The following is a 20,288-nucleotide window of genomic DNA, read 5'->3' as shown; positions in this document are numbered from 1 at the left end:
GTCTACGCTTGATCAAATAACCGGGACCGTGACAGACCTCAGATTAAGGAACGCTGTAGTGAAGAAAGATGCTCTCCTCTATCCGTTACGCAATACGCAAAATACCGATGACACGCCTGCGCTCTGGAACTGGGCGCAGAATTCGGTAGTTGGCCAGCGCCAGCAGTTGCATCAGCCGCGCAGTGAAGCCGAGCTGCAACAGCTGTTGCGCGACTCGCACGGCAAAGTGCGCGTGCTCGGCAGCCGTTTGTCGCCCGGTCGCATGCTGTGCGTACAGCCGCAGGACGTGCTGCTGGATCTCAGTGCGCTGCGCGGCATCCTCGCTCAGGATGAAGAGAGCGTAACGTTTGCCGCGGGCACGCCGCTGCAGCAGGTGTATGACAGCCTGACAAAGATGGATCGCATGCTCGCCTCTTCGCCCGGCGTGATTGCGGTGCAGACGCTGGCCGGCGCGCTGGCAACCGGCACCCACGGTCAGGGCCTGGCACAGAGTTCGCTGGCGGACGAAGCGCTGCATATCCGCATGGTGCTGGCCGATGGCAGCGTGCGCGAGTTTCAGCGCGGCGACGCCGATTTCCCGGCGGCGATGGTTTCACTTGGCGCGCTCGGCATCGTCACCGCCATTACGTTGCGTACTGAGCCATTTCGCCTGTTTACCTGCCATAAATTCGCCGCGTCTGCCGATTCACTGGAACAGGATTTGCTGACGTGGAATGAGCAGCACGAACTCAGCAAAGCCTGGTGGTTTGTCGATGACAACCTGATGCATGTCTGGAACGCCGATGTCGCCAGTGCCGAGGACAGCCAGGCATGGTACGACCATCAGCGCGAAGTGATTGAGCACGGCGATCAGGCCGACAGCAGCCTGAACGACACCATCGATCAGACGCTGGAACACATGCATCGCGACACGCAGATTCACGGCAAAGGCGGCAAACAGTTCCGTACCGTCACCCGCTTCCGTGATTTCACCGACATCAGCGGCGATATCTACCAGCTGTTTTGTCGTGGCATCGCCGTACCGCAGATCAACGTTGAGATTGGCGTGCCGCTGGCCAAAACGCCGGAAATTATCAGCAAGATTAAAGCCTGGTACGCGCAGAATCGTCCGCACATGCACTATCCCATCATCCTGCGCTGCACCGGCGCTTCACAGGCGTGGATGAGCCCGGCGCATCAGCAGCCGACCTGCTTTTTTGGTTTTGTGGTGTATTACGCGGATGACGGCTCGCTGTCGCAGGACGGACTGCATTTCCTCACCGAAGTGGAAAAATTGCTGGCGGCGGAAGGTGGACGTCCGCACTGGGGTAAATATTACGATCCGCAGCGCTATCAGTGGCGCGCCATCTATCCGCAGTGGGATGCGTTTCGTGCAGTGCGTGAACAGCTGGATCCGACGCACCGCTTTAGCAATGACTATGTCACGGCTTTGTTTGATTGAGTTTGATTGATTTTGATGGGGAGAAGCTATGTACGCCTGGGTAACGCTGTTAACGCAGCCGGAATATTATGTCGGGGTGAAAGCGCTGCATCGCTCACTCAAACGCAGCGAAACGCGCTGGCCGCTGATTGTGATGGTCACCGATGCCATCGACCTGAACATGCGCGAAGCATTACAGGCGCTGGGCTGCGTGATCCATCCGGTCCAGCCGCTGATGCCGGACGCTGCGCTGGAGCAGCATTATGCCTCGGCACAGTTTGGTGAAGTGTGGAGCAAGCTGCGCGCCTGGGAGCTGACCGGCTGCGAGCGCGTGGTGTTTCTTGATGCCGATATGCTGGTGCTGCGCAACATGGATGAGCTGTTTACGCTCGACCTCGGCAAGCATGCGCTGGCGGCCTGTCACGCCTGCCGCTGCAACCCGAATCAAATCGCCAGCTATCCTGACAGCTGGCAGCCGGAGCATTGTCACTACACCTGGCAGGCGCGCAGTGAAACGCCTCCCGCCGATCTTGATAACTATCTCAACGGCGGTTTTCTGATGCTGCAGCCGGATCAGGCGGTATTCGACTGGCTGCAGCAGAAAGTGGCTGAGATTGACGACCTGCGTCGCTATCCGTTCTCCGAACAGGATTTGCTCAATGAAGTGTTTGCCGGGCGCTGGCTGCCGCTGCCGTACATCTACAACGCGCTGAAAACCCTGCCGTTCCAGCACGCCGGCTTATGGCATGACGACGAGGTGAAGAATCTGCACTACATTCTCGCCAAACCGTGGAAGCGCGATCTGAACCAGCCAGAGGCGCAGCGCGACCGTTATTATGCGCTGGATAAGCTGTGGTGGGAGCTGGGCACGGATTAATGGCTGGTCGCGGCGCGATTTATCGCGCAATGGGTTGGTCGCCATAAATGGCGACCCTACAGGGTTGAATGCGAGTTACAAGGTCTGGGTGCGTTCGTGAAGGACGCGTTGTCGCCATCAATGGCGACCCTACAGAATCTAAAACGGGTCAAAGCCTTTGCTGAATTTCGTAGGGTGCGCATTTATGCGCACCTGGTAGCGGCGCGATTTATCGCGCAATGGTTGGTCGCCATAAATGGCCCCCCTACAGGGTTGAATGCGGGTTACAAGGTCTGGGTGCGTTCGTGAAGGACGCGTTGTCGCCATCAATGGCAACCCTGCAGAATCTGATACGCGTTAAAAGACCTTGCCACATTTCCCAGGGTGCGCATTTATGCGCACCTGGTAGCGGCGCGATTTATCGCGCAATGGTTGTCCGCCGCAAAAACTGCCAGCGTTTCGCCCTTCCTGCTTCAGCGCGTTTTTGCAATGCGCTCCAGCGCAACCTGCGCCAGAAATCCTGAACGGGTTTTAAATTCCGGATGGGTCGCCACGCAACGGTCGATGCGATCAATCAGTAACTTAGGCAAAGTGACATTGATTTTTTCCGAGCCGCCCAGAATCCGGGTCACATCAACATCCACCAGCACCCACACGTAACCAGCAAACTCCGCCGATTTCATCAGCGATTTAAGGTCCGAGACCGCCGGAATATCCTGGCCGAGTTCAACCATTAACTCCAGATGACCGGTAATCGCCTCTTTGGCGTTTTTTACGGCCTCTTCCAGCGTATCTCCCGCGGAAAAGCAGCCGGGTAAATCTGGCACCGTAACGCCGTACGCGGTGGTTTCATCTCCCGCTTCGATTGCGATGGGGTAAAACATAAGTGTGCCTCTTGCAAATTAATGGACGGTCAATCCGGCCTGTTTTCTGATACTTTTTACCGTTTTAATCGGCAAATCCTTTTTTGGATGCGGTATCGTGACCAGGCCTTTTTTCGTCGGATGGACAAAATGATGGTGGCTACCGTTAATTCGTATCAGCTCCCAGCCGTCGGCTCTGATTTCGGCCATTAGCGATCGGCTATCCATGCGCGTGTCCTGCTACGTCCTCAAAGCAATAAAATAACCCCAATAACCCTGAAATGCAATATTCAGAGTTATTGGGGTTATTAAATTTCAATAATTGTGCGCTTCCCTGCGCACTGTCGCTTAACGCCAGCCGAGCTCTGGCGCGACGTGGGTCAGAATGCTGTCGATCACGTGCGCACAATAATCCACGCCAAGCTGATTAGGGATGGTCAGTAACAGGGTATCGGCTTCCGCAATCGCTTCATCCTGTGCCAGCTGTTTGATCAGCTGCTCCGGCTCTGCGGCATAGCTACGCCCAAAGATGGCGCGGGTTTTCTCATCGAGGAACCCGACGGAATCCTGCTCCTGTCCGCCGCGACCAAAGTAAGCGCGGTCGGTGTCGTTCATCAGGGCAAAAATACTGCGGCTGACCGACACGCGCGGCGCACGCTGATGCCCTGCCGCCTGCCAGGCTTCTTTATAGGCGCGAATCTGCTTCGCCTGCTGCACATGGAACGGTTCGCCGGTCTCGTCATCCTTGAGCGTCGAACTCTGCAAATTCATCCCCAGCTGGGCCGCCCAGATCGATGTGGCGTTCGAGCCGGAGCCCCACCAGATACGCTCGCGCAGGCCTTCGGAATACGGCTCGAGGCGCAGCAGCCCCGGTGGATTCGGGAACATCGGCTGCGGATTGGGTTTAGCAAACCCTTCGCCGCGCAGCACTTCCAGCAGCTCTTCGGTGTGACGACGTCCCATATCCGCATCGGTTTCCCCTTCGCGCGGATTGAAGCCAAAGTAGCGGTAGCCTTCAATCACCTGCTCCGGCGAGCCACGGCTCAGGCCGAGCTGCAAACGGCCGTTGGCGATCAGGTCCGCTGCCCCGGCGTCTTCCGCCATATACAGCGGATTTTCGTAACGCATGTCGATCACACCGGTACCAATCTCGATGCGGCTGGTTTTGGCACCGACCGCCGCCAGCAGCGGAAACGGTGAACTCAGCTGGCGGGCAAAGTGGTGTACGCGGAAATAAGCACCGTCGGCACCCAGCTCTTCGGCGGCGACCGCAAGGTCAATCGACTGCAGCAGCACATCCTGCGCCGAACGGGTGGCCGAATGTGGTGACGGGGTCCAGTGACCGAAAGATAAAAAGCCAATTTTTTTCATGCTAAATGCTCCTCGCGGGCCAGAACGGCGCCGGCGTCATCAATCAGAATTCGATGAGGTAAGGTTACGCCTGTGCGAAGAGGACTGATAGCCAATAGTTTTCGTGCGCTTCTTCAACTTTTTTGCATAACAAAGCAATTTTCCGTCTTTGTGTTTATCACGCGTATCACGCATCGTGAGCGCATCTTTTCCCGTCTCGCTGACTGAATACATGAACATGGTCAAAGGAACCTCCGCCTACCTCAGTGCGCAACAGCGCGAAGTGGTGCACCAGCTGGCGCGCAGCTGGCTCTGGCGCAGCGAATTGCCGACCTGGCTGTTAATCATTACCGTTTATAGCGGCTGGTTCGCCAGCGTGCTGTACTGGCAAACGCTGGGCCTGCCCCTCGCCACACTGCTGCTGATCCTGTTCACCACCTGGTATTTGTCGCTGCAGCATGAGCTGATTCATGGCCATCCGACGCGCCTGCCGCGCCTTAATCAGCTGTTTGGTACGCTGCCGCTGGCGGTGTGGTATCCGTATGGTCTCTACCGGGATTCGCACCTGGCACATCACCGCAACCACACCCTGACCGATCCGCATGATGATCCGGAAACCTATTATCTGTCGCCGGCGCACTGGGCACGGCTCAAACCCTGGCAACAGCGCGTTATCCATCTGCGTAATACCTTTCCGGGACGTCTGCTGCTGGGACCGCTGCTGGATATCCTCGCCACGCTGCGCGCGCTGACGCAAAGCGTGGTGCAGCGCGACGTGCCGGCGATGATGATGTGGCTGGTGCACCTGCTACTGCTGGCCGTGCTGTTTTACTGGCTCAGCCTGCGCGGCTTTTCCCCGCTGTGGCTGGTGCTGGCGGTGAGCTATCCGGCGCTGATGCTGACCAAGGTGCGCTCATTTTACGAACATCGTGCCGATGAGGCGCCGCTGGCGCGCTCGGTGAATAACGAAGCGGCCTGGCCCTGGCGCCTGCTGTTCCTGAATCTCAACTATCATTCTGTACATCACGATCTGCCCGGTTTACCCTGGTACGGTCTGCGCAAAGTCTATTTGCTCTACCGCGACGGCTACTATCAGCGTAATCAGGGTTTTCGCGTTGCCGGTTACGGCGAATGGATGAAGCGCTTCTGGCGTCAGCCGATCGACGTTAACGCCCACCCGGGACACCACAAGGACGCACAGAATGCACATCATCTCTTTACCGATGTACGACATCGACCACCCGAGCACGCTGGCCATGACCTCAGTGCTGACGCAGCTGCTGGCGAAGCGCGGCGTGCAGGCTGAGGTGCAGTGGCACGACGACCTGCTGCCACACTGGCGTGATGACAATCTGCTGCTGAGTCAGACCTGCGGCTATCCGCTGGTCGCGCTATTGCCTGACGTGCAACTGGTGGGCACGTTTCAGTCCAATGCGCCTGGCTGCCATGACCTGCGCTATCGCAGCTGGCTGGTGGCGCGGCAGGAAGATGAGAACCTGAGCCTCGCTGATTTCCGCGGCCGTCGCGCAGTGTGCAACAGCAATGACTCACACTCCGGATACAATTCGCTGCGCTATGTGGTCGCGCCGCTGGCCCAGAACGGCAAATTCTTCGCCACTACCCGGTTCAGCGGCAGCCACCGCCAGTCGCTGGCCGCGCTGCGCGCCGGAGAGGCCGACCTCGCCGCGATTGATTGCATCACCTGGGCGCTGCTGCGCAAATACCGGCCGCAGGAGCTGCAGGGCTTAGCCATTATCGGTGAAACCCCGCTGTGTGCCGCGCTGCCGCTGATAACCTCGGCGAAAACCGACAGTTTGCTGCTGGAAAAGCTGCGCAGCACGCTGTTTGAGCTGGCCAATGTGGAGGACTACAAGGATATGATGAAGGCCAACCTGCTGGCGGGCTTTTCTGTGCCGCAGCGCGACTGGTTTGACGAGGTTAAACGCTGGGAAGATGACGCCGCCGCGCTGGGCGTGACGGCGCTGTAAATAAAGCACTAACCGGCGGCATCCCTGCCGCCAGCGGGCTTACTGTGCGCGAGCCGCGATAATCGCCTCCGCGACGTTACGCGGTGCTTCGGCGTAGTGGGCAAACTCCATGCTGTACGTGGCGCGGCCCTGCGACATCGAGCGTAGCGTGGTGGCGTAGCCAAACATCTCGGCCAGCGGCACTTCAGCACGGATAATGCGCGCGCCGAAACGCTCGTCCATGCCCTGCAGCGTGCCGCGCCGGGATGACAAATCGCCCATCACACCGCCGGCATACTCTTCCGGCGTCTCCACTTCCACCTGCATCACCGGCTCAAGTATCACCGGATCGGCCTGCTTCGCTGCCGCTTTGAAGCCAAAGATCGCCGCCATGCGGAACGCCATCTCCGACGAGTCAACGTCGTGATAAGAGCCAAACGTCAGCGTGGCTTTGATGTCGACCACCGGATAACCGGCCAGCACGCCGCTGTTGAGCGCTTCGCGAATGCCCTTCTCCACCGAAGGAATGAATTCGCGCGGCACCACGCCGCCTTTGGTCGCGTCTTCAAAGGTGAAACCGCTTCCGGCCGCCTGCGGCTCCAGCGTCAGCACCACGTGACCATACTGGCCCTTACCGCCCGACTGACGTACAAATTTCCCTTCTACCTCGCGCACCGTTTTGCGGATGGTTTCGCGGTAGGTTACCTGCGGCCGGCCAATATTGGCTTCCACGCCAAACTCGCGTTTCAGACGGTCGACGATGATCTCCAGATGCAGTTCACCCATGCCGGAGATGATGGTCTGACCGGACTCCTCATCGGTGTGCAGCCGGAACGACGGATCCTCTGCCGCCAGCCGCTGCAGCGCCAGCCCCATTTTTTCCTGATCGCCTTTGGTCTTTGGCTCAATCGACAGCGAAATCACCGGATCGGGAAACTCCATGCGCTCCAGCGTGATTACCGCATTAGGATCGCACAGTGTTTCGCCGGTGGTGACCTCTTTCAGCCCGACGCAGGCGGCAATATCGCCGGCGCGAATCTCATCAATTTCGATGCGATCGTTAGCCTGCATCTGCACGATGCGGCCAATGCGCTCTTTACGCCCTTTCACCGCGTTCCACACGCTGTCACCCTTGCGCAGCACGCCAGAATAGACGCGCACAAAGGTCAGCTGACCGACGTAAGGATCGCTCATCAGCTTGAACGCCAGCGCCGAGAAAGGTTCCTCATCGTCAGCATGGCGTTCGTCGTGTTCGCCGCGCTCGTTGATGCCGGCGACCGGTGGCACGTCGAGCGGCGAAGGCATCAGTTCGATGACCGCATCGAGCATGCGCTGCACCCCTTTGTTTTTAAACGCGCTGCCGCACAGCATCGGCTGGATTTCGCCCGCCAGCGTGCGCTGCCGCAGCCCGGCAATCACCTCGTCTTCACTGAGATCGCCCTGCTCCAGATAGCGATCCATCAGCGTTTCGCTGGCTTCTGCCGCTGCTGCCACCATGTTTTCCCGCCACTCCGCCGCCTGCGCCTGCAGCGCGTCCGGAATCGGCGCATAGCTAAAGCTCATGCCCTGGCTGGCGTCGTCCCAGTAGATGGCGCGCATTTTGTTGAGATCGATGACCCCGCTGAACTGCTCTTCAGCGCCGATGGGAATGACAATCGGCACCGGATGCGCCTGCAGGCGATCTTTCATCATCTGCACCACGCGGAAAAAGTCCGCGCCCTGGCGGTCCATCTTGTTGACGAACGCAATGCGCGGCACATGGTATTTATTCGCCTGCCGCCAGACGGTTTCTGACTGCGGCTGAACGCCACCGACCGCGTCGTACACCATCACGGCACCATCCAGCACGCGCATTGAGCGCTCCACTTCAATGGTGAAGTCAACGTGTCCGGGAGTATCAATGATGTTGATACGGTGCGGCGTAAAACTGCCGTCCATGCCCGGCCAGTAGCAGCTGACCGCCGCCGAGGTGATGGTAATGCCGCGCTCCTGCTCCTGCGCCATCCAGTCGGTGGTTGCCGCGCCATCGTGCACTTCACCCAGCTTGTGGCTCATTCCGGTGTAAAACAGGATGCGCTCAGTGGTGGTGGTTTTACCGGCATCGATGTGCGCGGAGATGCCGATGTTGCGATAACGTTCGATGGGGAGGGGTCGGGGCATGATGCGTCCTTAGTCTGTTGACGAAAAAAACCGGCAGGCACCATTGCCCGCCGCTGTGCCCCAGCATAAACCCATTGTACGAATGAATACGAACAGTTTGAGCTTTTTTTGCTCATCGCTGAGATTGTCACGGATTTCCGCATTTGCGGTGTGGCGCAGTGACGCGCAGCGCTTTAAGGTAAGGCTTTCATGCTTAACGGGAAAACAGTCCATGCGTATTCTGATTGTGGGAGCCGGTGCCACCGGCGGGTACTTTGGCGCGCGCCTGGCGCAGGCCGGCCGCGATGTGACCTTTCTGGTGCGCGAGCGCCGCCAGCAGCAGCTGCAACAGACCGGACTGGTGCTGCAAACGCCGGAAGGCAGCACGGTGCTGCAACCGCAGCTGGCGCTGGCCTCGACACTGACCGGTGATTACGATCTGATTATCCTGACGGTGAAAAGCTTTGCGCTGGAACAGGCGATTGAGGACATCGCCCCGGCGGTCGGGCCGCAGACGCTGATCATGCCGATCCTCAATGGTATGCGTCACATTGATACGCTGCGCGCACGTTTCGGTGACAAGGTGATTGGCGGGCTGTGTAAGATTCACGCCACGCTGGGCGAGCACGGCGAAGTGATGCAGTTGTCGCCGCTGCACGTGCTTTACTACGGCGCGCTGGACGGCAACAACGATGCCCGTCTGGCGCGCGTGGATGCCGCGCTGCGTGATGCGCAATTTGATAGCGTGTTCGCCGATAACATTATCAGTGAGCTGTGGGAGAAGTGGTTGCTGCTGAGCACGCTGGGTGCCGTGTGTTGTGTGGCGCGCGGCAATACGCAGCACATCCTGCGTTCAGCCGGTGGTGAAGCGCTGTTACAGGGCATTTTCGCCGAGGTGCTGGCGGTGATCACCGCCGATGGCTACCAACAGCGTCCGGCCGTCACGGCGAAGATTTATGAGACGCTGAACAATCCTGATGCGGCGATGACCTCATCCATGTACCGCGATTTAACCCAGGGCTACGATATCGAAGCCGATCAGATCATCGGCGATTTGCTGGTGCGCGGCGCGCGCCATGCGGTGGCGACGCCGTTGCTGAACGCAGTGTATGTAAATTTGCAGGTGTATTTGCAGACGCGGTGATCAGTCCGGTGCGTGGCATGCCAGGTGCGCATGAATGCGCCCCTACGGCCCGGTACGCGGGAATAACCTGGTGCGCATGAATGCGCACCCTACGGCCCCGTACGCGGTAATAACCTGGTGCGCATGAAAGCGCACCCTACGGCCCCGTACGCGGTAATAACCTGGTGCGCATGAATGCGCATCCTACGGCCCGGTACGCGGGAATAACCGGGTGCGCATGAATGCGCACCCTACGGCCCCGTACGCGGTAATAACCTGGTGCGCATGAAAGCGCACCCTACGGCCCCGTACGCGGTAATAACCTGGTGCGCATAAATGCGCACCCTACGGCCCCGTACACGGTAATAACCTGGTGCGCATAAATGCGCACCCTACGGCCCCGTACGCGGTAATAACCTGGTGCGCATGAAAGCGCACCCTACGATACTGTAGGGTCGCCATTCATGGCGACCGATATCACGCCGGAACCACCGGATTCACCCTAATCTCGGGAACGGGTTCAACCCAACCGCGACTGCACGCCGGGCAGCTGCATCAGGCGCTGCCAGGCTGCTTCGACCGCGTCGGGTACATCAACGTGTCCGAAGAACCCCTTGCCGTTCGGGCCGTAGCCGCTGGCGTCGTCACGCAGGCGCTGCACCTCGCCCATCAGCAGCGACAGAAAACGCTCCACTGACCACAACCCCTGCGGCGGCGCGCCAACGATGCGCAGCATGCCCGCATCCATCATCACCTGCGGCACAAATACCGGCCAGCTGATGAACTCCGGCGCGTTTTCGCGATCGCGCCACTGCCAGCGGAAGGTTTCCCAGCTGCGGCGCTGCATCAACGGATCCTGCACCAGCAGCACGCGCTGCGGCTGCCACTGCTGCTCATCCAGCAGGCGCTGGCTTAAGGCGGCGTTTTCGCCACAGTTGCGCGAGGCGGTTTCCAGCAGCAGCTGATCGTCAGGCAGCTCAGCAAATACGCGCGCCATCTCGCCCAGCAGCTGTGCTTCGCCCTTGCCGGCGGTGTCGATCTGACGATAGAGCGGATGGCTGGCAATCATCGCGGCCAGCAGCGCGGTTGAGTGACCGATGCCGCCGCTGATTAGCAACGGCAGCTGATATTTCTTCGCCAGCGCAATCACCGCTTCGACGTTCGGCAGCACCGCATGTCCGGCAAGTATGGCTAAATCGACCTCCAGCGTACCGTCCTTTGGCAGCTGATCGAGCGCCAGCCAGGCGGCAATGGTGTTGATATCCTGAATTTGATGGTCATTGAGCTGCATCACTTTCTCCTTGCGTTATCACTGGCAGTGTAACGCCTTAATACCGCGACGGCAGGGAAAAATTTGCTACACTCGCCGCATTCTCATCAGGAGGGATCAATGACAGCGCGTTCCGTAACGCTTGACGATGTCGCCCGGCTGGCTGGCGTCTCCTATCAAACGGTTTCCCGGGTGCTGAACCATTCCGCGCAGGTGTCACCCCGCACCCGCGCGCGGGTGGAAGCCGCGATGCAGCAGCTCAGCTACGTGCCAAACCGGGTCGCGCAGCAGCTGGCCGGCAAGGCCACGCGCACGCTCGGGCTGGCGACCAGCGATCTGGCGCTGATGGCGCCAGCGCAGATTGCTTCGGCGATTCAGCAGCGCGCGGCGGCGCAGGGCTATCATCTGGTGATCGCCATGGCCAATGCCACCAGCCACGCGCAGGACACGGTGCATGAATTGCTGGCGCAGCGCGTCGATGCTCTGCTGATCAATCTGCCGCTGGATGCCGCGCAGGCGGCGCAGATTCAGCAGCAGTGCGGCAGCAAACCGACGCTGTTTCTGGATGTGGAGCGCAGCGCGGCCGTGGCGCAGTGTCAGTACCGGAGCACCAGCGGTGCGCAGCAGGCGGTGGATCATCTGGTGGCGCTCGGCCACCGGCAGATTGGCGTGCTGAACGGGCCTGCCAGCTCCGCGTCAGCGCGGGCGCGATTTAGCGCCTGGCAACAGGCGCTGGCGCGTCATCAACTGGTGCCGGACTGCGTACTGAGCGGCGACTGGAGCGCAGCGTCCGGCTACCAGGCGCTACTGACACTGCTGCCCGACCAGCTGCCGCAGGCGCTGCTGGTGGCTAACGATCAAATGGCGCTGGGGGCGATGCGCGCGCTGCATCAGCATGGCGTACGAATTCCGGCGGAGATGTCGATCATCGGTTACGATGATACGGCGGAGAGCGCGTGGTATCAGCCACCGCTGACCACGGTACGCCAGGATTTACAGCAGTTAGGCACAGTGAGCGTCGATCGTCTGCTGGCGCAGCTGGAGGGAGAGATGCCGGACAGTCAGCCGCTGGAGACCGAGCTGGTCCTGCGCGCCACCACGGCGGCGCCGTTGCAGCAGCAGGTGGATGTGGCGGAGATTGCGCAGCAGTTACAGCAGCTGGCGCGGGCATTAAAAAGGTCGCCGTAAAGGGCGACCCTGGAACAAAACGCGGCTATCGAGCCCGTGAAGCTTACTGCCCTTTCGGTTCGCCCATCGCTTTGAGCTTTTTCGACAGCTCGCGGCGCTCTTTCGACAGATCGGCGTTTTTGATGATGTACTCATCTACGCGATCTTCATAATCCACGCGCATGCTGGCGATGATTTCCTGAATCGCTTCCACGCTCATACCAGGTTTGATGTACTCGCTCAGGTTGTCCAGCAGCAACACACGTTTCTGGTTATCACGGATTTTCTTTTCGTTGTCCGTAATTTCGCGCTGCAGTTTGTTTTTACGACGAAACATACGCACAAACTCCAGTACGTCCTGAAATGATTGCTTGGCATTTTCCATGTTGGCACCTTTCTTGTGGCCTGCCGCGGCAGGCAAAATAGTCATAAACCGGGAAGACATTTAGCTTAGCGGCTTATAAGCCGGGTTCGCAATTTTCACCGCTAAATTCGGACTGGCACTTATCTTAGCGCAAAGAAAGGGCAATTCGCACTAAGTCATTGCCTGAGAAAACTATTTGCGCAGCGCCAGACGCACCAGGTCTGTCATGCGCTCCAGCTGACGCGCCTGCTCCAGACTCAGCCAGACGTAACCGTAAATCGCGGTGGTCTCCAGCCGCGCGCTGCCGTTGGCGATCAGCGCTTCCAGCTCCTGGGTGATGGCTTCCAGCTCGTGGCTGTTGGCAATCACCTGTTCAGTCTCGCCTTTCACCATCAACGCTGACAGCGCGTTCAGGGTGTTCTCGGTCATCTGCTGCGTGCGGCGCAGCGTCGGCGCGTTCAGCAAAATCAGATGGCTCTCACGCGACGCCCACCAGGCTTCAATCTGCATCTGCATGGTGTTAACCATATTACGGTTAATGGTCTGAATGGCTTCAAACACCGATTTAGGGATGCGCGTCTCTTTGCTCGCCGGCTCCAGCAGCGCGCGCATTTTGATCACGCTGGTAAGCAGCTTCTGGAAGCGCGGATTGAGGCGCGGCTTCTCCACCAGGTTGGCGGAAAAGCCAGCGTGATGAATCTTCGCCATATTGATAAAGGCGTCCGACAGCTGAATGCGCCAGTGAGTATAGGCGCGCTGCGCCCAGATGGCGCTGAACAGTAAAGCCATCAGCGAGCCGAGGATCACATCCCCGCCGCGCCACAGCGCCACGGTGAAATCGCCGGCCGGCGCGCCGACCACCACGCCGAGCGTGATGCCGATCAGCAGTGCCATATACGGGTGTTTGCCCAGCGTCAGATAGCCGCAGACGATCATCACGATAAAGCACCACACCAGCATCAGCGGCAGTGACAGCAGCTCCAGCTTCAGCGCGATCAGCCCTGATATCAGCCCGGCAAAGGTACCGCTGATACGCTGCACCACGCGCGGCAAAACATTGCCCCAGGTGGAGATCGGTCCCATCACCACCACCAGCGTGATCAGCGGCCAGGTGCCTTCCGGAATATCGGTGAGACGGACAAACAGAAAACACAGCACAAAGGCGATAGCGATGCGTACGCCGTGCACGGCGCGGTAGTGGCGGTAAAACCAGAACTCAATCGGAGAGATGGGCTTGTCAGCGCGTAACATGGTGGTCCGGGTGCGATAAAAATTTGCGCGCTATGTTACCCTGGCGCAGCACGAACATTGAGGGGCTGGCGCAACTTTTTGCGCAATAATACAACTGCGCTACATCTTGTTTTCTCAGTGCACACAAGGATGTAACGCAGCGTTTGCTTATCGCCCGACGGCTTACAGTTTCTGTTTCACGTAATCGCTGATGCGCGTGATGATGCCTGCTTCATCGACCGACTGCAGCGCGTACAGCGGATAGCTGGCCAGCTGCTTGTCTTTATCCAGCACCTGAATTTCGCCCACCTGCTCGCCGGCTTTGAGTGGCGCTTCGAGGTCTTTACGATTGATCACATACTTCGCCATCACGTTCGACACTTCGCTGCGCGGCAGTGACAGATAGATATCTTCGGTGGTACCGACGTCCACTTTGTGCGGGTTGCCGTACCAGACGTTTTCGCTGCCGATCTTTTTCCCGGCGTGGAACAGCTGCACGGTGTCGAAGTTGTTCTGTCCCCACACCAGCAGTTTACGCGCCTGCTCTTCACGTCCCTTTGAACTTTTCCCGCCCATGATCACCGCAATCAGACGATGGCGACCGACGATGTTCGAGGCGACGATGTTAAACCCGGCGCTCTCGGTGTGGCCGGTTTTCATGCCGTCGACGTGCAGATTCTGGTCCCACAGCAGGCCGTTACGGTTGTTCTGGGTAATGCCATTGAAGCTGAGGGTTTTCTCGCTATACATGGCATAGAAATCCTGCTCACCGTTGATGATCGCGCGCGACAGCACCGCCAGATCGCGCGCGGTGGTGTGCTGCCCCGGCGCATCAAGACCGTGCACGGTTTCGAAGTGGGTGTGCGTCAGACCGAGCTTCTGCACGTAGCTGTTCATCATGTTGACGAAGCTCTCCTGACTGCCGGCCACATAGTCGGCCAGCGCCACGCAGGCGTCGTTGCCGGAATCGATGATCACGCCGCGCATCAGGTCGCGCACGGTGACTTTATCGCCCGGCTTAAGAAACATCAGCGACGAGCCTTTAAACACCGGATTGCCGGCGGCCCACGCATCTTTGCCTACCGTGACCACATCGTCTCGGGTGATTTTCTTCTGATCGACCGCGCGGTCGACGACATAACCAGTCATCAGTTTGGTCAGGCTGGCCGGGTTGCGCTCCGCATCCGGGTTGCCCGCGGTGAGGATCTGCCCGGTGGTGGCGTCCATCAGCACCCAGGACGCGGCATCAATGGCCGGCGGCGTCAGGGGAAACGGCATGCTGTCATCCGCGTGCGCCAGCGATGCCCAAACAATCATTCCAGATACAGTTACCAACAGACGCCTTTTCAACACTTCTTCCTCAACATCAAATAAATGAATTTACCGCCGCACGTTTTACGGCAAATAGCGCTTTGATATCTGAATAAATTGAAAAAAAGTATGAACCGCGGACAAATGCTGCGCGCCCGCTCGCAGCGATGGCGATCGAGGTTGTGCTGTACCGGGCTGACGACTATTCTGTGCGTTGATTTTCCATAGCCAGGATAACGCCGTGCCCGCCTCTGAGTTCACTTTTCTGTTCCACGATTATGAAACCTTCGGCAAAAGCCCGTCGCTGGATCGTCCGGCGCAATTTGCAGGCCTGCGCACCGACAAAGCCTTTAACGCCGTAGGCGAACCGCAGGTGTTTTACTGCCAGCTCGCGGACGATTACCTGCCGCAGCCGGAAGCGGTAATGATCACCGGTATCACGCCGCAGGTGGCCAACGCGCGCGGCGTGCCAGAAGTGGAGTTTGCTCAGCGCATTCACGCGCTGTTCAGCGAACCGCAGACCTGTGTGATCGGTTACAACAACGTGCGCTTCGATGATGAAGTGACGCGCAATATCTTCTACCGCAACTTTATCGACCCGTATGGCTGGAGCTGGCAGAACGGCAATTCGCGCTGGGATCTGCTCGACGTGATGCGCGCCTGCTATGCGCTGCGCCCGGAGGGCATCGTCTGGCCGGAGAACGACGACGGTTTTCCGAGCTTTAAGCTGGAGCATCTCACCCAGGCTAACGGCGTGGCACACGAACAGGCGCACGATGCGATGTCCGATGTGTACGCCACGCTGGCGATGGCAAAGCTGGTGCAGGAGAAGCAGCCGAAGCTGTTTGAGTTTCTGTTTACCCATCGCAACAAGCAGAAACTGATGACGCTGATTGATATTCCGCAGATGAAGCCGCTGGTGCACGTTTCCGGCATGTTCGGCGCGGCGCGCGGCAATACCAGCTGGATTGTGCCGCTGGCGTGGCATCCGGATAACAAAAACGCGCTGATCGTGGCCGATCTGGCCGGCGACATGACGCCGCTGCTGACGCTGTCGCCGGATGAGCTGCGCGAGCGGCTGTATACGCGACACAGCGATCTGGGCGATTTGCCGGCGGTGCCGATCAAGCTGGTGCACATCAATAAGTGCCCGGTCCTGGCCCCGGCCAATACATTACGCCCGGAAGATGCCGAACGGCTGGGTATCGATCGTCAGCACTGTCTGGCGAATCTGGCCCTGCTGCGCCAGCATGCCGAGGTGCGGGAAAATGTGGTGACGCTGTTTGCCGAAGCGGAGCCGTTCACGCCGTCGGAGGATGTTGATGCGCAGCTGTATGACGGCTTCTTCAGCGACGCCGATCGCGCCGGTATGAACATCCTGCGCCAGACGCCGCCGCAGAACCTGCCGGCGCTGGATTTGACCTTTGAGGATAAACGTATCGCGAAGCTGCTGTTCCGCTATCGCGCCCGCAACTTCCCCGGCACGCTGGATGACAAAGAGCAGCAGCGCTGGCTGCAGCATCGCCGCGAGCAGCTTAATGCGGAGCGGGTACAGGCGTTTTTGCTGGAGCTGGAGTCGCTGGCCAGTTTGCATGAGGGCGATGCAGAGAAGATGGCGCAGCTGAAAGCGCTGTATTTGTATGCGCAGGAGCTGGTGTCGTAGCAGGGTTTCGTGCGGGCTGATGCCCTCACCCCGGCCCTCTCCCACGGGGAGAGGGGGAGGTATGGTGCGGGCTGATGCCCTCACCCCGGCCCTCTCCCACAGGGAGAGGGAGAGGTCTAGTGCGTTCTGGTGCCTTCACCCCGGTACTCTCCCACGGGGAGAGGGAGAGGTATAGTGCGTTCTGGTACAGCTACTGGGCTGATACCTGACACACGCTCGGGCGGTTCCCTCTCCCGCGGGCGGGAGAGGGTTAGGGTGAGGGAAAAGCCTTACACCTCTTCGCTAAACTGCGGTACCGGATTGCGGAACGTGCGGGTCACAAACGCCAGGTAAACAATACCAATCGCCGCCCACACCAGGCCGAGCACCATCGAGGTCTCTTCCAGGTTGATCCACAGCGCACCCACCGTCAGCGCACCCATAATGGGCAGCACCAGATAGTTGAGGTGGTCTTTCAGCGTCTTGTTACGCTTCTCACGAATCCAGAACTGGGCAATCACCGACAGGTTCACAAAGGTGAACGCCACCAGCGCACCGAAGTTAATCAGCGCCGTTGCGGTGACCAGGTCGAAGTTGATCGCCAGCAGCGCTACCGCACCAACCAGCAGCACGTTCAGCGACGGCGTGCGGAATTTTGGATGCACGAAGCCAAAGAAACGCTGCGGGAATACGCCGTCACGGCCCATCACGTACATCAGACGCGAAACGCCGGCGTGTGCCGCCATGCCGCTGGCCAGCACCGTCACCACCGAGAAAATCAGAATGCCGATCTGCAGCGCTTTACCCGCCACGAACAGCATGATTTCCGGCTGTGAAGAGTCCGGATTCTGGAAACGCGAGATATCCGGGAAGTACAGCTGCAGGAAGTACGAGACGCCAATAAAGATCACCCCACCAATCAGCGCGGTCAGGAAAATCGCGCGTGGAATGGTGCGCTCGGCATCTTTGGTCTCTTCCGACAGCGAACTGATACCGTCAAAGCCAAGGAACGAGAAGCACAGAATGGTCGCACCGGTAATCATCGGCACCACCTGCGCATTTTCAGACCAGAACGGCTTCGTACTGGTCAGCGTACCGGCGCCAATACCGTGTGCCACACCATACACCACCATACCGGTGATCACTGCCATCACCACTACCTGCAGCACCACAATGACGCTGTTGAAGTTGGCCACGGTTTTGATCCCACGCAGGTTGGAGATGGTCATAAACGCCACCAGCAGCACCACGAAAATCCACGACGGAATGCCCGGCACCAGCGACTCAAAGTAGCTTTTCGCCAGCAGGATGTTGATCATCGGCATGAACAGATAGTCCAGCAGTGATGACCAGCCTACCATAAAGCCGACGTGCGGACTGATTGCCTTCTGAGCATAGGTGTAAGCGGAGCCCGCAGATGGGAAGCGGCGTACCAGCTTGCCGTAGCTCACGGCAGTAAACAGTATCGCGATCAGCGCGAAAGCATAAGCGGTGGCGACGTGACCGTCGGTGAGGCCTGACACGATGCCGAAGGTATCAAACAGGGTCATTGGCTGCATATACGCCAGGCCCATCATGACGACCGGGATCAAAGTCAGAGATTTTTTCAGATGTGCACGCTGTGGTGCGGCAGAGGTATTAAGCGACATTGTTCAGGCCCCCTACAGCAACAACTGAGTTCAGTTGTACCACAGGGATACTGCGCAATGTGCTGCAGTGAGAAGTGATATTAGTGTTTGCGATTGTCGCCGCGCCATAATCATCACGGAAGCGAGAACCAGCATGCGCTGGTGCAATTGTAAACAGTCCCATCTTTGTTCCTCAAATCTCACGCACAAGCGTGTTTCAGTGTCTATCTATCCGGATGCGTGTCCGGCCTCGTTCATGTAGTGAAAGCACCATGCAAAAAAATAACCGACGTAATAAGCGTCGGTTATGTTTTGTCTTTTGCAGGGCGCGTATTTTGCCCCAACTTAGGCCATCGACACAAGACGTTGGATCAATTCTTCTGTCGGTCAGGCGTTCTTCAGCATCCAGTCAATTTCCGTGGCGGTGATCAGCCGTTCAAACTCGCGCAATTCATACTGTTTGCAGCTGTGCCACACGCCGCTGAAGCGTTCGCCGAGCAGCTTTTGCAGCGGATAGCTGTTTTCAAACTCGTACAGCGCATCGCTCTGGCGAATCGGCAGTTCCAGCCCTTCCGCCTCGTGACCGTTGCCCTTCACCGGATGCGGTAAGGGTAGCTGATTATCCAGACCGTGCAAGATACCGGCAATAATTGCTGACACCACCAGATACGGATTGGCATCGGCGCCCGCCACACGGTACTCGACGCGATGGTTTTCTACATCGCCGCAGGGAATGCGCAGCGCCACCGTGCGGTTGTTGTGCCCCCATGACGCCTGCAGCGGCACAAACGCCTCCGGCAGGAAGCGACGAAACGCATTGACGTTGGGCGCCAGCAGCGCCATTGATGCCGGCATCAGATCGATCATGCCAGCCAGCGCCCGCTTCAGCAGCGGCGAATCGCTGCCATCATCCAGCGCAAAGGCGTTGTGGTCGGCGGCATCCAGCATACTGATGTGTACGTGCATGCCGCTGCCCGCATACTCCTCATACGGCTTGGCCATAAAGGTGGCGGTCATGCCGTGGTTTTCTGCCACCTGACGCACCAGCCGCTTCAGCAGAATGGCGTCGTCGCAGGCTTTGAGGATATCGCGCGTATGGTGCAGGTTGATTTCGAACTGGCCCGGCGAGGCCTCCGCCAGCGCGCCGTCGGCGGGGATATTTTGCAGTTTCGCCAGCGCGTCGATGTCGCGCAGTACGTCGGCGAAATGGTCGAGATTATCCAGCGAATACACCTGACTCTGTATGTTGCGCTCTTCACTACCCGGCGCACACGGCGGCTGAATATAGCCTTCGGCATCGCGCTTTTTGTCCACCAGATAGAACTCCAGCTCTACCGCTACCACCGGAAACAGACCGCGATTGCGCAGCTGTTGCCACAGCCGGTTCAGCACGTTTCGGGGTTCAACGTCAAAGGGAGTGCCATCTTGGTCGCACATGGTCAGCAGCAGCTGGGCGATGCGTTGCGGGTCAGAGGCGGAAGGAATTAAGGTCCCAGGGACCGGTATGCAGAGGTTATCAGGTTCGCCGAGCGCCTGTCCGAGGCCGGCTTCCTCGACGGTGTTGCCGAGAATGTCCATGGCGAAAACCGAGGCCGGAAAGTAACACCCTTTTTCCAGCTTGGCTAACGCGGAGACGGGAATGCGTTTACCGCGAAATACCCCGTTGAGATCGTTTAACAGAATATCGACATACTGCGTTTCCGGATGGCGTTCCAGCCAGGTTTTCACCTCCAGCTGGAACGCGCTGGTTCGTTTTTCTTCACTGTGTCGCGTGAAGTCTTCTACTTCCACGAGGTTCGTCATCTTCCCACCCGCCCTATACCGTTTAAGATGGTTTGCACATGCTCAAAATAACAGCCACACCTCTAACATAGCTCTAACGCAAATGGTGTGCAAATGTAACAATTCTGTTTGAAGAACAACCAGACGGTTGCTAGATTGACAATATATTGCACACT

At 58.6% G+C, this 20,288-nt stretch carries 17 protein-coding genes; 7 read left to right on the top strand and 10 right to left on the bottom strand.

Annotation, left to right across the window (positions count from 1 at the left end; translation table 11 throughout):
- Positions 1–58 precede the first annotated feature (58 nt).
- A complete protein-coding gene (locus AC6I7J_RS07325; protein WP_498007053.1) occupies positions 59–1,441 on the top strand; it encodes a D-arabinono-1,4-lactone oxidase in 1,383 nt (460 codons plus the stop codon).
- 28 nt (positions 1,442–1,469) lie between these two features.
- Positions 1,470–2,297, top strand: coding sequence for a glycosyltransferase family 8 protein (locus AC6I7J_RS07320; RefSeq protein WP_498007052.1), 828 nt, complete (start codon positions 1,470–1,472; stop codon positions 2,295–2,297).
- A 452-nt stretch (positions 2,298–2,749) separates the two neighbouring features.
- Here AC6I7J_RS07320 and AC6I7J_RS07315 read toward each other — a convergent pair whose 3' ends face one another.
- From AC6I7J_RS07315 to AC6I7J_RS07305, 3 genes are all read right to left on the bottom strand, one after another.
- A complete protein-coding gene (locus AC6I7J_RS07315; RefSeq protein WP_058781997.1) occupies positions 2,750–3,160 on the bottom strand; it encodes a type II toxin-antitoxin system HicB family antitoxin in 411 nt (136 codons plus the stop codon).
- A gap of 18 nt (positions 3,161–3,178) precedes the next feature.
- Complete coding sequence (locus tag AC6I7J_RS07310) at positions 3,179–3,367, bottom strand: type II toxin-antitoxin system HicA family toxin (protein WP_058771102.1); 189 nt, start codon at positions 3,365–3,367, stop codon at positions 3,179–3,181.
- Between the two features lie 120 nt (positions 3,368–3,487).
- Complete coding sequence (locus AC6I7J_RS07305) at positions 3,488–4,510, bottom strand: LLM class flavin-dependent oxidoreductase (RefSeq protein WP_021509376.1); 1,023 nt, start codon at positions 4,508–4,510, stop codon at positions 3,488–3,490.
- Positions 4,511–4,727: 217 nt separating this feature from the next.
- Here AC6I7J_RS07305 and AC6I7J_RS07300 point away from each other — a divergent pair, with 217 nt between their 5' ends.
- Positions 4,728–5,795 carry a fatty acid desaturase gene (locus AC6I7J_RS07300; protein WP_498007051.1) on the top strand — a complete coding sequence of 356 codons (1,068 nt, stop codon included), beginning with the start codon at positions 4,728–4,730 and terminating at the stop codon, positions 5,793–5,795.
- Positions 5,692–6,477: a phosphate/phosphite/phosphonate ABC transporter substrate-binding protein gene (locus tag AC6I7J_RS07295; RefSeq protein ID WP_498007050.1), complete on the top strand. Its 786-nt coding sequence runs from the start codon at positions 5,692–5,694 to the stop codon at positions 6,475–6,477. Before AC6I7J_RS07300 ends, AC6I7J_RS07295 begins: the two co-directional genes overlap by 104 nt.
- 39 nt (positions 6,478–6,516) lie before the next feature.
- On the opposite strand, the gene fusA is transcribed toward AC6I7J_RS07295, so the two are convergent.
- A complete protein-coding gene (fusA, locus tag AC6I7J_RS07290) occupies positions 6,517–8,616 on the bottom strand; it encodes an elongation factor G (protein WP_498007049.1) in 2,100 nt (699 codons plus the stop codon).
- A 211-nt stretch (positions 8,617–8,827) separates the two neighbouring features.
- On the opposite strand from fusA, the gene AC6I7J_RS07285 reads away from it, so the two are divergent.
- Positions 8,828–9,739: a ketopantoate reductase family protein gene (locus tag AC6I7J_RS07285; RefSeq protein WP_288421905.1), complete on the top strand. Its 912-nt coding sequence runs from the start codon at positions 8,828–8,830 to the stop codon at positions 9,737–9,739.
- 499 nt (positions 9,740–10,238) lie between these two features.
- Here AC6I7J_RS07285 and AC6I7J_RS07280 read toward each other — a convergent pair whose 3' ends face one another.
- A complete protein-coding gene (locus tag AC6I7J_RS07280) occupies positions 10,239–11,009 on the bottom strand; it encodes a YdcF family protein (protein WP_152390679.1) in 771 nt (256 codons plus the stop codon).
- Between the two features lie 99 nt (positions 11,010–11,108).
- Here AC6I7J_RS07280 and AC6I7J_RS07275 point away from each other — a divergent pair, with 99 nt between their 5' ends.
- Complete coding sequence (locus tag AC6I7J_RS07275; protein ID WP_021509370.1) at positions 11,109–12,176, top strand: LacI family DNA-binding transcriptional regulator; 1,068 nt, start codon at positions 11,109–11,111, stop codon at positions 12,174–12,176.
- A 43-nt stretch (positions 12,177–12,219) separates the two neighbouring features.
- Here the strand turns inward: AC6I7J_RS07275 and tmaR are convergent, their stop codons facing one another.
- The 3 genes from tmaR to dacD all read right to left on the bottom strand — a co-directional run bounded on the left by tmaR (position 12,220) and on the right by dacD (position 15,099).
- Positions 12,220–12,540 carry a PTS system regulator TmaR gene (tmaR, locus tag AC6I7J_RS07270; RefSeq protein ID WP_021509369.1) on the bottom strand — a complete coding sequence of 107 codons (321 nt, stop codon included), beginning with the start codon at positions 12,538–12,540 and terminating at the stop codon, positions 12,220–12,222.
- Positions 12,541–12,711: 171 nt separating this feature from the next.
- Positions 12,712–13,770, bottom strand: coding sequence for an FUSC family protein (locus tag AC6I7J_RS07265; protein ID WP_058757324.1), 1,059 nt, complete (start codon positions 13,768–13,770; stop codon positions 12,712–12,714).
- A gap of 162 nt (positions 13,771–13,932) precedes the next feature.
- On the bottom strand, positions 13,933–15,099 hold the full coding sequence (dacD, locus tag AC6I7J_RS07260; RefSeq protein WP_031280074.1) for a serine-type D-Ala-D-Ala carboxypeptidase DacD: 1,167 nt from the start codon (positions 15,097–15,099) through the stop codon (positions 13,933–13,935).
- Between the two features lie 202 nt (positions 15,100–15,301).
- Between dacD and sbcB the strand changes: the two genes are divergently transcribed.
- Positions 15,302–16,723: an exodeoxyribonuclease I gene (gene sbcB / locus AC6I7J_RS07255; RefSeq protein ID WP_058757323.1), complete on the top strand. Its 1,422-nt coding sequence runs from the start codon at positions 15,302–15,304 to the stop codon at positions 16,721–16,723.
- 269 nt (positions 16,724–16,992) lie between these two features.
- Here the strand turns inward: sbcB and AC6I7J_RS07250 are convergent, their stop codons facing one another.
- Positions 16,993–18,351 carry an APC family permease gene (locus AC6I7J_RS07250; RefSeq protein ID WP_058757322.1) on the bottom strand — a complete coding sequence of 453 codons (1,359 nt, stop codon included), beginning with the start codon at positions 18,349–18,351 and terminating at the stop codon, positions 16,993–16,995.
- A 366-nt stretch (positions 18,352–18,717) separates the two neighbouring features.
- Positions 18,718–20,133 (bottom strand): glutamine synthetase family protein, encoded by a 1,416-nt coding sequence (locus AC6I7J_RS07245; protein ID WP_498007048.1) that lies wholly within the window; start codon positions 20,131–20,133, stop codon positions 18,718–18,720.
- Positions 20,134–20,288 lie beyond the last annotated feature (155 nt).

The organism is Type-C symbiont of Plautia stali (genome assembly GCF_059730935.1).
This window is presented reverse-complemented; position numbering and strand designations above follow the sequence as displayed.

Excerpts from the sequence above, each read along its gene's own strand:
- AC6I7J_RS07320 (WP_498007052.1), top strand. The coding sequence starts at position 1,470 with ATGTACGCCTGGGTAACGCTGTTAACGCAGCCGGAATATTATGTCGGG.
- AC6I7J_RS07315 (WP_058781997.1), bottom strand. The coding sequence starts at position 3,160 with ATGTTTTACCCCATCGCAATCGAAGCGGGAGATGAAACCACCGCGTAC.
- AC6I7J_RS07310 (WP_058771102.1), bottom strand. The coding sequence starts at position 3,367 with ATGGATAGCCGATCGCTAATGGCCGAAATCAGAGCCGACGGCTGGGAG.
- AC6I7J_RS07305 (WP_021509376.1), bottom strand. The coding sequence starts at position 4,510 with ATGAAAAAAATTGGCTTTTTATCTTTCGGTCACTGGACCCCGTCACCA.
- AC6I7J_RS07300 (WP_498007051.1), top strand. The coding sequence starts at position 4,728 with ATGGTCAAAGGAACCTCCGCCTACCTCAGTGCGCAACAGCGCGAAGTG.
- AC6I7J_RS07295 (WP_498007050.1), top strand. The coding sequence starts at position 5,692 with ATGCACATCATCTCTTTACCGATGTACGACATCGACCACCCGAGCACG.
- fusA (WP_498007049.1), bottom strand. The coding sequence starts at position 8,616 with ATGCCCCGACCCCTCCCCATCGAACGTTATCGCAACATCGGCATCTCC.
- AC6I7J_RS07285 (WP_288421905.1), top strand. The coding sequence starts at position 8,828 with ATGCGTATTCTGATTGTGGGAGCCGGTGCCACCGGCGGGTACTTTGGC.
- AC6I7J_RS07280 (WP_152390679.1), bottom strand. The coding sequence starts at position 11,009 with ATGCAGCTCAATGACCATCAAATTCAGGATATCAACACCATTGCCGCC.
- AC6I7J_RS07275 (WP_021509370.1), top strand. The coding sequence starts at position 11,109 with ATGACAGCGCGTTCCGTAACGCTTGACGATGTCGCCCGGCTGGCTGGC.
- tmaR (WP_021509369.1), bottom strand. The coding sequence starts at position 12,540 with ATGGAAAATGCCAAGCAATCATTTCAGGACGTACTGGAGTTTGTGCGT.
- AC6I7J_RS07265 (WP_058757324.1), bottom strand. The coding sequence starts at position 13,770 with ATGTTACGCGCTGACAAGCCCATCTCTCCGATTGAGTTCTGGTTTTAC.
- AC6I7J_RS07250 (WP_058757322.1), bottom strand. The coding sequence starts at position 18,351 with ATGTCGCTTAATACCTCTGCCGCACCACAGCGTGCACATCTGAAAAAA.
- AC6I7J_RS07245 (WP_498007048.1), bottom strand. The coding sequence starts at position 20,133 with ATGACGAACCTCGTGGAAGTAGAAGACTTCACGCGACACAGTGAAGAA.